The sequence below is a fragment of the Streptomyces sp. NPDC048462 genome (assembly GCF_043200175.1).
Lineage (GTDB): Bacteria > Actinomycetota > Actinomycetes > Streptomycetales > Streptomycetaceae > Streptomyces.
This window is the reverse complement of sequence record NZ_JBICXG010000005.1, coordinates 48,266-60,525: the sequence shown is the minus strand read 5'-3', so window position 1 is coordinate 60,525 and position 12,260 is coordinate 48,266. Positions and strand designations below refer to the sequence as shown.

At 72.8% G+C, this 12,260-nt stretch carries 10 protein-coding genes; 7 read left to right on the top strand and 3 right to left on the bottom strand.

Going from position 1 to position 12,260, the window contains the following annotated elements; genetic code table 11:
- Positions 1–14: 14 nt before the first annotated feature.
- Positions 15–809: an ABC transporter substrate-binding protein gene (locus ACGFU6_RS11145; RefSeq protein ID WP_393609827.1), complete on the bottom strand. Its 795-nt coding sequence runs from the start codon at positions 807–809 to the stop codon at positions 15–17.
- A gap of 781 nt (positions 810–1,590) precedes the next feature.
- Here ACGFU6_RS11145 and ACGFU6_RS11140 point away from each other — a divergent pair.
- The 6 genes from ACGFU6_RS11140 (at position 1,591) to ACGFU6_RS11115 (ending at position 8,001) form a co-directional block, all read left to right on the top strand.
- Positions 1,591–2,862 carry a prenyltransferase/squalene oxidase repeat-containing protein gene (locus ACGFU6_RS11140; RefSeq protein ID WP_393609825.1) on the top strand — a complete coding sequence of 424 codons (1,272 nt, stop codon included), beginning with the start codon at positions 1,591–1,593 and terminating at the stop codon, positions 2,860–2,862.
- Positions 2,859–3,548: an SCO2322 family protein gene (locus tag ACGFU6_RS11135; RefSeq protein ID WP_393609824.1), complete on the top strand. Its 690-nt coding sequence runs from the start codon at positions 2,859–2,861 to the stop codon at positions 3,546–3,548. The genes ACGFU6_RS11140 and ACGFU6_RS11135 overlap by 4 nt, the downstream gene beginning before the upstream one ends.
- Positions 3,545–4,711 carry an energy-coupling factor transporter transmembrane component T gene (locus ACGFU6_RS11130; RefSeq protein WP_393609822.1) on the top strand — a complete coding sequence of 389 codons (1,167 nt, stop codon included), beginning with the start codon at positions 3,545–3,547 and terminating at the stop codon, positions 4,709–4,711. The genes ACGFU6_RS11135 and ACGFU6_RS11130 overlap by 4 nt, the downstream gene beginning before the upstream one ends.
- Positions 4,708–6,432 (top strand): ABC transporter ATP-binding protein, encoded by a 1,725-nt coding sequence (locus ACGFU6_RS11125; RefSeq protein WP_393609821.1) that lies wholly within the window; start codon positions 4,708–4,710, stop codon positions 6,430–6,432. Before ACGFU6_RS11130 ends, ACGFU6_RS11125 begins: the two co-directional genes overlap by 4 nt.
- Positions 6,429–7,256, top strand: coding sequence for an ECF transporter S component (locus ACGFU6_RS11120; protein ID WP_393609820.1), 828 nt, complete (start codon positions 6,429–6,431; stop codon positions 7,254–7,256). Before ACGFU6_RS11125 ends, ACGFU6_RS11120 begins: the two co-directional genes overlap by 4 nt.
- A 304-nt stretch (positions 7,257–7,560) precedes the next feature.
- Positions 7,561–8,001 (top strand): transglycosylase SLT domain-containing protein, encoded by a 441-nt coding sequence (locus ACGFU6_RS11115; RefSeq protein ID WP_393609818.1) that lies wholly within the window; start codon positions 7,561–7,563, stop codon positions 7,999–8,001.
- Positions 8,002–8,082: 81 nt separating this feature from the next.
- Here the strand turns inward: ACGFU6_RS11115 and ACGFU6_RS11110 are convergent, their stop codons facing one another.
- Both ACGFU6_RS11110 and ACGFU6_RS11105 read right to left on the bottom strand, forming a co-directional pair.
- A complete protein-coding gene (locus tag ACGFU6_RS11110; RefSeq protein WP_393609816.1) occupies positions 8,083–9,381 on the bottom strand; it encodes an alpha/beta hydrolase in 1,299 nt (432 codons plus the stop codon).
- 114 nt (positions 9,382–9,495) lie between these two features.
- Complete coding sequence (locus tag ACGFU6_RS11105; RefSeq protein WP_393609815.1) at positions 9,496–10,674, bottom strand: steroid 3-ketoacyl-CoA thiolase; 1,179 nt, start codon at positions 10,672–10,674, stop codon at positions 9,496–9,498.
- A 303-nt stretch (positions 10,675–10,977) separates the two neighbouring features.
- Between ACGFU6_RS11105 and ACGFU6_RS11100 the strand changes: the two genes are divergently transcribed.
- Positions 10,978–12,228, top strand: a complete 1,251-nt coding sequence (locus ACGFU6_RS11100; protein ID WP_393609814.1) for a cytochrome P450 — start codon at positions 10,978–10,980, stop codon at positions 12,226–12,228.
- Positions 12,229–12,260 lie beyond the last annotated feature (32 nt).

Sequence of the window (12,260 nt, the reverse complement as noted above, 5' to 3'; positions counted from 1 at the left end):
CGGTATGCGCTTCCTCACTTCTTGGGAGCGGCGGGGAACCACTTCTTGTAGATGCGGTCGTAGCTGCCGTCGGATTTCGCCTTACTGATGACTGAGTTGATCTCCTTTCTCAGGGCGTCATTTCCGGCACGGACCCCGATGCCGTACTTCTCGCCCGTATCGAACTCAGCGGTGACCTCGGTATCCGGGTTCTTCCGCACGTACTCGAAGAGCACACCGTTGTCGCCCACCGCGGCGTCGACCTGTCCGGTCTTCACGGCCGTGAGCAGCAGAGCCAGATCCTCGAACTGGACGGCGGTCACCCCCGGCGCGTGCTTCTGCGCGTACGTCTCTCCGGTGGTGCCCTGCTGGACTCCGAGCTTCTTGCCCTTGAGGGCGGCCAGCGAGGTGAAGGAAGAGCCCTTCTTGGCGATCAGGGCCTGCGTGGCGTCGAAGTAGCCGGCGGAGAAGTCCAGGTTCTTCGCACGCACCGGCGTGATCGTCATGCCCGCCGCGGCCAGATCGCATTTACGGGTGTTGAGGTCCTCCCCGCTCTGGATGCCCTCGAAGGGCGTGTCCACGATCTCCTGGGTGACCTTGAGCTTCTTGGCGACCAGGTCCACGAGGTCCACGTCGAAGCCGACGATGGCGTTGCCCTTGCGTATCTGGAAGGGCTCATAGGGCAGATGGGTGCAGGTCATGAGCTTGCCGGATTTCACCAACTCCACCTCTGTGCCGCCCGAAGCGGAGGGCTTGGTGCTCGTGCAGCCCGTGAGCACGGCAACGGCGGTCGCGGTGGCCAGAAGGCACAGCATGGAACGTTCGGACACGACATCTCCAAAGGGCGGTCGGCCAACGAACCCACTGCATGAGTGAGTTGGGCCGATCTTGTCACCGGAGGGGCGCGCTGTCGCCTGTTGGTGTCCGGGCCGCCGGCCCGCGGCCCGCGCGCACCCCGCACGGTCAGGGTCTCGGCAGCGCCCTGCGGGCCACGCGGCCCTCCGGGTCCGGGGTGGCCGCCGGGCAGCCGTCGCCCAGCGCCAGGTGGTCGAAGCCGGACACGCCGCGGGGGACGGCTCCGCGGATGGCCGCGCGTACGCGGCGTCCGCCCTCGACGGGGACCGGGACGACGTCACGCGGGTCGGCGGGACGGGTCGAGCGGCGCTGCGGCCACCAGGCGCACAGGCTCCCCGTGCGAGGGACGGCGGGACGGCGGCCGCCATGACGACGAGAGCGCTGCCCGTCTCGTCCCCGCCCCTGCCCTCCCGGCCGCGCGCGGCCGCCCCTCCTCGCATTCTCCCCCGGCACCACCGCCCGGCCAGGGCTCCCGACGGGCCCGCCCGGTAGAGTGTGCGAGTCGTCATCATGCCCGTTCAGGGGGAAGCCGGTGCGAATCCGGCGCTGACCATTCCCCAAGCTCTCGACTTCGCTCGAGCAGGGGAGACCCCATCCCGTGACCGCCCCCGGGCGGGAGTCTGAATGCCCTGTCCGTGTCGTGACCGGCTCGTGCCATCGGGACCCCGGTGGCCGGCACCGTCGAGGTATACGGAGCCGGAGCCCGGTGCCTGAGTGCGCCTGGGCCCGGTTCCCGCAGGAGAGGCCCCGCCCGCCATGACCGTACGCCGCAGCGCAGCCGCGCTCGCCGCCACCGCTGCCGTGCTCTGCGCGGCCGCAGCCCCGGCCGCGGTCGCGGTCGCCGCACCGTCCCCCTCCCCCTCGCCCTCCGCGGCGCTGCCCTCGGGGCTGTACGGCACGACGGACCCGACGTACGACGGGGTGTGGCGGCAGTCGCTGGCCTTCGTCTCGCAGCGGGCCGTGGGCGTCATGCCCGCCGCGAAGGCCGTGGACTGGCTGGTCGGGCAGCAGTGCGACAGCGGGGCGTTCCCCGCGTACCGCCCCGACCCCTCCGTGCCGTGCGACGCCAAGACCGCGATCGACACCAACGCGACGGCGGCCGCCGTGCAGGCGCTGCACGAGGTCGGCAAGCACCAGGAGCTCGTCGCCAACGGGCTCGACTGGCTGAAGTCCGTCCAGAACGAGGACGGCGGCTGGGGATACACCGCCGGCGGGCCCAGCGACGCGAACTCCACCTCGATCGTGATCGGCGCCCTCTCCCGCGCCGGCGAGCGGCTCGGGGACATCACGACGCACGGCGGCAAGACCCCCTACAACGCGCTGCTCAGCTTCGCCATCCCCTGCGGCGGCAAGGACGGCGGCGCCTTCGCCTACCAGCCCGACAAGGCCGGCAAGCTCGTCGCCAACGGCGACGCCACCGCCGCGGGCGTCCTCGCCGCACTCGGCAAGGGGCTCGTCGTCGGCGACACCGCCGCGGCCAAGGCGCCCACCTGCGAGAAGGGCAGCACCCCGCTCAGGCCGGAGCGGGCCGCCCAGAACGGCGCCCACTACCTCGCCGGGGCCCTCGCGAAGACCGGCCACCTCGACCAGCCGCCGATGCCGGGGGCCGAGGACAGTGCCCCGCAGCCCGACTTCGGCAACACCGCCGACGCGGTCGTCGCCCTGTCCGCCTCCGGGCACAAGGACAAGGCCGCCGCCTCCGTCGACTGGCTGGCGAAGAACTCCGCCGCCTGGGCCGAGCAGAGCGGCCCGGCCGCCTACGCCCAGCTGGTCATGGCCGCCCACTCCACCGGCGCCGACGTGCACGACTTCGGCGGCGCCGACCTCGTCACCCAGCTGAACTCGACCGGGCCCGCCCCCGCCTCCATTTCGACGCCGAAGCCGACCGCCACCCAGAACGAGGAGAAGAAGGACAGCGGCGACGGGGACGGGATCGGCGGCGTCTGGTGGTTCGTCGGGATCGGCCTCGCCGTCGGCGCGGGCGCCGGCTTCCTGATCAGCGGCCGCCGGAAGAACCAGCAGCTGTGAGGGGCTGCCGGGCCGCCGTGCTGCTGGTGGTCCTGGGCGCCGTCCTGGCCGTGCTCGGCACGGGTACGGCCCAGGCCGCCGGCTACCGCTACTGGTCCTTCTGGGAGGGTTCCGGCAGCGGGTGGGCGTACGCCACCCAGGGGCCGTCCCTGGTCCGGCCGGACGACGGTTCGGTGCAGGGCTTCCGGTTCGCCGTGAGCGCCGACTCGCAGGACGCGGCGAAGCCGCGCCGCTCCCCCGACTTCGGCGCGATCTGCGCCGGCACCCCGGCCCGGGGCGGCAGCAAGCGGATCGCGCTCGTCATCGACTCCGGCACCGCCGCCGACGCGCCGCAGGGCGAGACCCCGCCCGCGCCGCGCACCGCGTGCGCGCGGGTCCCGGAGGACGCCAGCAGCGCGGAGGCCCTCGCGTCGGTGGCCAAGCCGCTGCGTTACGGGAGTGACGCGCTGCTCTGCGCGATCTCCGGCTACCCGGTCGCGGGCTGCGGTGAGCAGGTCTCGGGAACCACCGGCACCGAGAGCGGCCGGGCGACCGCGGACCCGTCCGCGCCCACGTCGGCCTCCTCCTCCGCCAGCGGCGGCGGCTCCGGCGGCAGCGGTCCGTCCGCCGGGGTGCTGTTCGGGGTCGGCGCCGTCCTCCTGCTCGGTATCGCCGCAGTCGCACAGGCCCGCCGCCGCCGCGGATGAACGGCTCGACGGACGGCACCGGGAGCGCCCCGGCGGCCGTCGCCCCGGCCCCGGTCTGGCGCGCCCCCGCCGCGACCCGGAGCAACGCGCTGCCCGCCGGGGCCTGGTGGCTGTGGGCGCTGGGGCTCGCCACCGCCGCGTCCCGGACGACCAATCCGCTGCTGCTCGGCCTGCTGGTGGGCGTGGCGGGTTACGTGGTGGCCGCGCGCCGCACGGACGCGCCGTGGGCCCGGTCGTACGCGGCGTTCATCAAGATCGGGCTGTTCGTCATCGGGGTGCGGCTGCTGTTCTCGGTCTTCCTCGGCTCACCGATCCCCGGTACGCACGTGGTGTTCACCCTGCCCGAGGTGCCGCTGCCCCACTGGGCGAAGGGCGTGCGGATCGGCGGCCGGGTCACCGCCGAGCAGCTGCTGTTCGCGCTGTACGACGGGGCGAAGCTGGCCACCCTGCTGATCTGCGTCGGCGCGGCGAACTCGCTCGCCAATCCGGCCCGGCTGCTGAAGTCGCTGCCCGGTGCGCTGTACGAGGCCGGGGTGGCGGTCGTCGTCGCGATGACGTTCGCGCCGAACCTGGTCGCCGACGTGGTGCGGCTGCGCACCGCCCGGCGGCTGCGGGGCCGGGCGACCGGCGGGGTCGCGGCCGTGCTCCAGATCGGGCTGCCGGTCCTGGAGGGCGCGCTGGAGCGGTCGGTCGCGGTGGCCGCCTCGATGGACGCGCGCGGCTACGGGCGTACCGCCCAGGTGCCCGCCGCCGTCCGGCACACCACGAACGTCCTCACCCTGGGCGGGCTGCTCGGGGTCTGTGCCGGCACGTACGGGCTGCTGGCCGCGCAGGGCGCGGTGTACGGGCTGCCGCTCCTGATCGCCGGGCTGGTGGCGGCGATGGCCGGGCTGCGGCTCGGCGGGGCGCGTTCGGTGCGGACCCGCTACCGGCCCGACCGGTGGGGCGTACGGGCCTGGCTGGTCGCCGGCTCGGGTGCGGCGGTCGCGGTCGCGATGATCCGGGCGGGCGCCGTGGATCCGGCGGCGCTGCACCCCGGGGTCGTACCGCTGACCGCGCCGGTGCTGCCGCTGTGGCCCGCGGCCTCGGTGCTGATCGGTCTGCTGCCCGCGCTGGTCGCGCCCGTCCCGCCTTCCCCCACAGGCTTCGAGGAGCAGGTGTGATCCGGTTCGACGATGTTTCGGTGCGGTACGAGGGGGCCGGTCGCCCCGCCCTGTCGGGGGTCGATCTGACCGTTCCCGAGGGTGAGCTGGTGCTGCTCGTCGGCCCCTCGGGCGTCGGCAAGTCGACATTGCTGGGTGCGGTGTCGGGGCTCGTGCCGCACTTCACCGGGGGCCGGCTGACCGGCCGGGTCACCGTGGACGGGCGCGACACCCGTACGCACAAGCCCCGCGAGCTGGCCGATCTGGTCGGCACGGTGGGCCAGGACCCGCTCTCCCACTTCGTGACCGACACGGTCGAGGACGAGCTGGCGTACGGCATGGAGTCGCTGGGCCTGGCCCCGGACGTGATGCGGCGGCGGGTCGAGGAGACCCTCGACCTGCTGGGCCTGGCCGGGCTGCGGGACCGGCCGATCGCCACGCTCTCCGGCGGCCAGCAGCAGCGGGTCGCGATCGGCTCGGTCCTCACCCCGCACCCCCGGGTGCTGGTCCTGGACGAGCCGACGTCCGCGCTGGACCCGGCGGCGGCCGAGGAGGTCCTCGCGGTGCTCCAGCGGCTCGTCCACGACCTGGGCACGACGGTCCTGATGGCCGAGCACCGGCTGGAGCGCGTCGTGCAGTACGCCGACCAGGTCGTCCTGCTGCCCGCGCCGGGCGCCGCCCCCGTGATGGGCGCCCCCGCCGATGTGATGGCCCTCTCGCCGGTGCATCCGCCGGTCGTGGCGCTGGGGCGCCTCGCGGGCTGGCACCCGCTGCCGCTCTCGGTACGGGACGCCCGGCGGCGGGCCGCCGGAATGCGCGAGGCGCTGGCGGGCGAGCGGCCCGGACCGGTCTCCGGCCCGGCCGGGCCCCGGCTGCCGGCCGGAACGGGCCCCGCGCCCCGCCCCGCCGCCCGGCGCTCCGGCCTGGCCAGGCTCCTCGGGCGCGGCCCGCGGGAGACCGCCGCGCCAGGACCGGTCACCGACACCACCACCCGCATCGAGCGCCTGGGGGTGCGGCGCGGCCGGATCGAGGCGCTGCGCCGGGTCACACTCACCGTCGCGCCCGGCGAGACCGTCGCGCTCATGGGACGTAACGGCGCGGGCAAGTCCACCCTGCTCGCCGCCTTGGTGGGCATGGTCGAGCCCACCTCCGGGAGCGTCCTGGTCGGCGGCCGGACCCCGCACCGCACGCCGCCGCGCGAGATGGTGCGCCGGGTCGGCCTCGTACCGCAGGAGCCGCGCGACCTGCTGTACGCGGACACGGTCGCCGCCGAGTGCGCGGCGGCGGACGCCGACGCGGGCGCCGCGCCGGGCAGCTGCCGGGCCCTGGTGTCCGAGCTGCTGCCCGGCGTACCGGACGACACCCACCCCCGTGATCTCTCCGAGGGCCAGCGCCTCGCCCTGGCCCTCGCCCTCGTACTCACCGCCCGGCCGCCGCTGCTCCTCCTGGACGAGCCGACCCGGGGCCTGGACTACGCGGCGAAGGCCCGGCTCGTCGGGGTGCTGCGCGCGCTGGCGGCCGAGGGCCACGCGATCGTGCTGGCCACCCATGACGTGGAGCTGGCCGCCGAGCTGGCGCACCGGGTGGTGATCCTGGCCGACGGCGACGTGGTGGCGGACGGGCCGACCCCGGAGGTCGTGGTGTCGTCCCCGGCGTTCGCCCCGCAGATCTCGAAGATCCTCGCCCCGCAGGAGTGGCTCACCGTGTCCCAGGTGGGCGCGGCGCTGGGGGGTGGGGCGTGAGCGGCACGACGGGCCGGGGCGCCCGGCCGGTGCGGCTCGGGCCGCGGGCCGTCGCCGCACTGGTGCTGATCAGCGCGATCGGGGTGGTCGCCTTCGGCTGGCCGCTGCTGGCCGGGGCCGATTCGGGTCTCGCGCATGCGCAGGACGCGCCGTGGCTGTTCGCCGCGCTGCTGCCGCTGCTGGTCGGGGTGGTGGTCGCGATGATCGCGGACGCCGGGCTCGACGCGAAGGCGGTGGCGATGCTGGGGGTGCTGGCCGCGGTCGGTGCGGCGCTGCGTCCGCTGGGGGCGGGCACGGCGGGGCTCGAGCCGATGTTCTTCCTGATGGTGCTGAGCGGGCGGGTGCTGGGGCCGGGCTTCGGCTTCGTGCTCGGCTCGGTGACGATGTTCGCGTCCGCGCTGCTGACCGGCGGGGTGGGTCCGTGGATGCCGTTCCAGATGCTGTCGATGGGCTGGTTCACGATGGGCGCGGGCCTGCTGCCCGCACCGGACCGGCTGCGCGGGCGGGCCGAGCTGCTGATGCTGGCGGGCTACGGGGCGGTCGCGGCGTTCGCGTACGGGACGGTCATGAATCTGTACGGCTGGACCATCGTGCCGGGCCTCGGTTCGGGGATCTCCTTCCATCCGGGTGACCCGCTGGGCGACAACCTGGTGCGCTTCCTCGCCTACTGCACGGCCACCTCGGCCGGCTGGGACCTGGGCCGGGCCGTGCTCACCGTCGTACTGACGCTGACGGTCGGGGCGGCGCTGCTGAAGGCGCTGCGCCGGGCCACCAGGCGCGCCGCCTTCGAGGCCCAGGTCACATTCGACGTCCCGGGCGAGTGAGGGCACCCACAGGACCTTGGTCCTGTACGAAGCGGAATAGGAGCCGTCACGCGGGGTGCGGTGGCCCCTCGATATCCCCTCCGACCTGCTATGAAGCGTTTTGGGGTGGTTCAGGACCTTCGGTCCTGGGTGCGATGCGGGGTCGTAACGGGGGTCGTTGCGGTCGTTGAACGGCGCCGCTAACACTGGTTGACGTCGCCGAGCACCGCAGCGTCCACCGGATACGGACAGCGGTCAACGAGCACCGGGCCAGGCAGGATTCGGACCGGCAGGCGGCCCATCCGTTCCCGACGTTAGGTTCAATGTGTCGTTCGCCAGCACCCTTGTCGCCAAGCCCCGCAACGCCCGTCGCAAGACCGTCATGGCCGGCGCCGCCGTCCTCCTGAGCGTCGGCGGTGTGGCCGTGGGCGCGACCTCAGCCATGGCGGCCCCGTCCGCCGCGCCGGCGTCCGCCGGCGGCAGTGCCCAGGACGCGGCCAGGCAGATGATCGGTGACGACGCGCAGTTCCAGTGCTTCAGCAACATCGTCAGCCACGAGAGCGGCTGGAACCCGAGCGCGACCAACGCCTCCTCCGGCGCCTACGGCCTGGTCCAGGCCCTGCCCGGTTCGAAGATGGCGTCCGCCGGCTCCGACTGGCAGACCAACGCCTCCACCCAGATCAAGTGGGGCATGGACTACATGAACTCCCGCTACGGCAGCCCGTGCGGCGCCTGGTCGTTCTGGCAGTCCAACAGCTGGTACTGAGCCGGCCCGGACTCCGTCCGCCGGTGAACCCGACAGCCCCGACCGCGACGCGGCCGGGGCTGTCGGCGTGCGCGCCCGGGATCAGTGCCGGGCCGACTCGGCGTCGAACCAGCGCACGATCTGCGGACCCGACTTCAGGTACGTCTCGTTGTGGCTGGTCGACCCTTGGTCGATCACGGGCGCCCGGACACCCCGCTTCGCCAGGTCGGCCGCGCAGTTGCGGGCGTTGGCGATGGGTACGTCGGTGTCGCCCGACGAGGAGTAGAGCCGCACCGGGACGTCCGGCTTCCAGGCGCAGTTGCCGTCCTGGGCGCGGACGGCGTCGAGCAGGGCGCCGGCCGGGTGCTGGATCGCCTCGTAGTAGTCGTCCGTGAGCAGTTCCTCCAGCGTCCCGGGCAGCGACATGAAGATCTCCTCCTCCGTGTGGCCGGAGTCGAAGAGGCCCTCGACGATGTCCGCGTAGGGATCCCGGAAGGCCTCGGAGGCGTCCTTCCAGAGCGGGTGGATCCGGTTCTGCGCGGTGAGGAAGTACGTCATGTAGAAGAGGGCGCTGGTGTCGTTGATGCTGCCGTCGAAGGTGCCGGGCATCTCGGCGTGCTCGATGTCGTACGGTCCCGAGACGGGGGCCAGGGCCCGCAGGGTGAAGCGCCGGTCGGCGCCGCCCTCAAGGGCCTTGCCGAGCGCCATGGCGACCTGGCCGCCCTGCGAGAAGCCGCTCGCGTACACGTCGCCGGTGAGCGGCCGGTCCAGCCGCTGGGCGGCGGTGCGCGAGGCTCGGAGCATGTCGAGCGTCGCGGTGACGGCGGACCGGGTGTCCATGTACGGGTGGAATCCGGGCCCCTTGCCGAGCCCCAGGTAGTCCGGCGCGGCCACCGCCCGCCCGGCCGAGGCCTGGAGGTAGGCGGCGTAACGGCCGGAGTCCTCGCCGACCGAGGGCGCGTAGTCGCGGTGGACCATCGTGCCGTGGGTGTCGGAGACCAGGTCCAGCCGGTGCGCGCCGCCCTCGGGGAGCACGAGGAGGCCGGTGGCGGTGGTGGGAGCGCCCTGCGGGGTGACGGTGCGGTAGGTGAGGCGGTAGGCCAGGACACCGTGCCGGACGGTGGCCGTGTCCATGCCCGCCGTGGCGAGGAAGTCCGCGACGCCCGCCCGGCCGACGCGGGCCACCGGGGTGAGGGCGAGGAGTCCGCCGCGCCCGTCGTGGTGGGCGGCGGCGGGTGCGGACGTGTGGCGCTCCGGGGCCTGGCGGCCGGGCCCGGCATGCCCGGCCGCCGCGGCGGGAACCGTGCCCAGTGCGGCGAGGACCACCACGGTCGCGGCGGCCAGGAGGCGTCGAGTGGCGCTCGTCCGGGCGGAGTTGCTCGCGTTGTTTTCCATGACCATGAATCTAGGCAGCCGGGGACGCCGCCGACATCCGCGTACGCCCCCGCACCGGGGTGCACTTGACCGCACCATCGGGCCGGGGGTCGGCCCCCGCGCGGCCCGACCGGGCCGGCGCTACAACCGCTGGATGATCGTCCCGGTGGCCAGCGCCCCGCCCGCGCACATGGTGATCAGCGCGAACTCCTTGTCCTGGCGCTCCAGTTCGTGCAGGGCCGTGGTGATCAGCCGGGCCCCGGTGGCGCCGACCGGGTGGCCGAGCGCGATGGCGCCGCCGTTCACGTTGACCTTCGCGAGCCCGTCGAGGTCCCGTTCGAAGACCTGGGCCCAGCTCAGGACCACCGAGGCGAAGGCCTCGTTGATCTCCACGATGTCGATGTCCTTGAGCGACATCCCGGCCTTGCCGAGCACCGCGCGGGTGGCGTCCACGGGGCCGTCGAGGTGGAAGTGCGGGTCGGAGCCGACCAGCGCCTGGGCCACGATCCGGGCCCTCGGCTTGAGCTTGAGGGCGCGCGCCATGCGCTTGGACGCCCACATGATCGCGCAGGCGCCGTCGGATATCTGCGAGGAGTTGCCCGCGGTGTGGATGGCGGTGGGCATCACCGGCTTGAGGCCGGCGAGCCCCTCCGTCGTGGTGTCGCGCAGCCCCTCGTCCCGGTCGACCAGCCGCCACATGCCCTGCCCGGCGGCCTGTTCCGCCTCGGTGGTGGGCACCTGGACGGCGTAGGTCTCGCGTTTGAAGCGCTCCTCGGCCCAGGCGGCGGCCGCCCGCTCCTGGGAGACGAGGCCGAGCGCGTCGACGTCCCTGCGGGTGAGGCCGCGCTTGCGGGCGATGCGCTCGGCGGCCTCGAACTGGTTGGGCAGGTCGACGTTCCACTCGTCGGGCCACGGCTTGCCGGGACCGTGCTTGGAGCCGCTGCCGAGCGGCACCCGCGACATCGCCTCGACCCCGCAGCTGATGCCGACGTCGATGACCCCGGCCGCGATCATGTTGGCGACCATGTGGGAGGCCTGCTGCGAGGAGCCGCACTGGCAGTCCACGGTCGTCGCGGCGGTCTCGTACGGTAGCCCCACGGTGAGCCAGGCGTTGCGCGCGGGGTTCATGGACTGCTCGCCGGCGTGGGTGACGGTGCCGCCGACGATCTGTTCGACGCAGTCGGCGTGGATGCCGGTCCGGCCGAGAAGTTCACGGTAGGTCTCACCCAGCAGATAGGCGGGGTGCAGATTGGCGAGCGCGCCTCCGCGCCTGCCGATGGGAGTGCGTACGGCTTCGACGATGACGGGTTCCGCGGCCATGAGCTCGTCCTCTCCTCACACTTCCGCAGAGGCGTCCCGGCGCCCACGGAAGGAACTAGTACGCGTTCTAGTTCTTCGTGCAGTCTTATGAGGATTACCCCCGGTACGCAAGGGGCTTGCACGGACCTTGCCCATGCTTCACCGCCAGCACCCACCACAAACCGGCCTGGTTCACGGATGCTTCACGCAACAGATCGGGCCACACCCCTTGTCAGTTGTAGAACTCGTTACTACCTTTCGGGCAACTTCTGATGGGTCGTCAGACATCGATCGGGCGGCTCTCGGACCGACCTGGAGTTGCCGATGCCCTGCCCCCATCTGCCCGAAGGGTTCGACTTCACCGATCCCGATCTGCTCCAATCACGCATCCCGCACCCGGAGTTCGCCCGGATGCGCGAGACCGCGCCGGTCTGGTGGTGCACCCAGCCCGCCGGCATCTCCGGCTTCGACGACGAGGGTTACTGGGTCGTCACCCGGCATGCGGACGTCAAGTACGTGTCGACCCATCCCGAGCTGTTCTCGTCGAACACCAACACCGCGGTCATCCGCTTCAACGAGACGATCAGCCGCGAGCAGATCGACGTCCAGAAGATGATCATGCTGAACATGGACCCGCCCGAGCACACCCGGGTCCGCCAGATCGTCCAGCGGGGCTTCACCCCGCGCGCCGTCCGCTCGCTGGAGCAGGCGCTGCGCAGCCGGGCCCGCTCGATCGCCGAGACGGCGCTGGCCGCCGCGGACGACGACGGCTCCTTCGACTTCGTCAACAACATCGCCGTCGAACTGCCGCTCCAGGCCATCGCCGAGCTGATCGGCGTACCGCAGGAGGACCGCAGCAGGATCTTCGACTGGTCCAACAAGATGGCCTCGTACGACGATCCGGAGTACGCGATCACCGAGGAGATCGGCGCCGAGGCGGCCATGGAGCTGGTCTCGTACTCGATGAACCTCGCGGCGGCGCGCAAGGAGTGCCCGGCCAAGGACATCGTCTCCCAGCTGGTCGCGGCGGAGGGCGAGGGCAACCTGCTTTCGGACGAATTCGGCTTCTTCGTCATCCTGCTCGCCGTGGCCGGAAACGAGACCACCCGCAACGCGATCAGCCACGGGATGCACGCCTTCCTCACCCACCCCGAGCAGTGGGAGCTGTACAAGCGCGAGCGGCCGAGGACGACCGCCGAGGAGATCGTCCGCTGGGCGACACCGGTGGTCTCCTTCCAGCGGACCGCCACCCAGGACCTCGAACTGGGCGGGCAGCAGATCAAGAAGGGCGACCGGGTCGGGATGTTCTACTCCTCGGCCAACAACGACCCCGAGGTCTTCGAGAGTCCGGAGGAGTTCGACATCACCCGCGATCCCAACCCGCACCTCGGCTTCGGCGGCGGCGGTCCGCACTTCTGCCTGGGCAAGTCCCTCGCCGTCATGGAGATCGACCTGATCTTCAACGCCGTCGCCGACGTGCTGCCCGATCTGCGCCTGGTGGGCGATCCGCGACGGCTGCGGTCGGCCTGGCTGAACGGCATCAAGCAGCTCCAGGTGAGCACCACGAACGCCTGAGCTCCGCGGCCCCGAACGTCCGTCCGCCCCCC

Excerpts from the sequence above, each read along its gene's own strand:
- ACGFU6_RS11100 (WP_393609814.1), top strand. The coding sequence starts at position 10,978 with ATGCCCTGCCCCCATCTGCCCGAAGGGTTCGACTTCACCGATCCCGAT.
- ACGFU6_RS11130 (WP_393609822.1), top strand. The coding sequence starts at position 3,545 with ATGAACGGCTCGACGGACGGCACCGGGAGCGCCCCGGCGGCCGTCGCC.
- ACGFU6_RS11140 (WP_393609825.1), top strand. The coding sequence starts at position 1,591 with ATGACCGTACGCCGCAGCGCAGCCGCGCTCGCCGCCACCGCTGCCGTG.
- ACGFU6_RS11110 (WP_393609816.1), bottom strand. The coding sequence starts at position 9,381 with ATGGTCATGGAAAACAACGCGAGCAACTCCGCCCGGACGAGCGCCACT.
- ACGFU6_RS11105 (WP_393609815.1), bottom strand. The coding sequence starts at position 10,674 with ATGGCCGCGGAACCCGTCATCGTCGAAGCCGTACGCACTCCCATCGGC.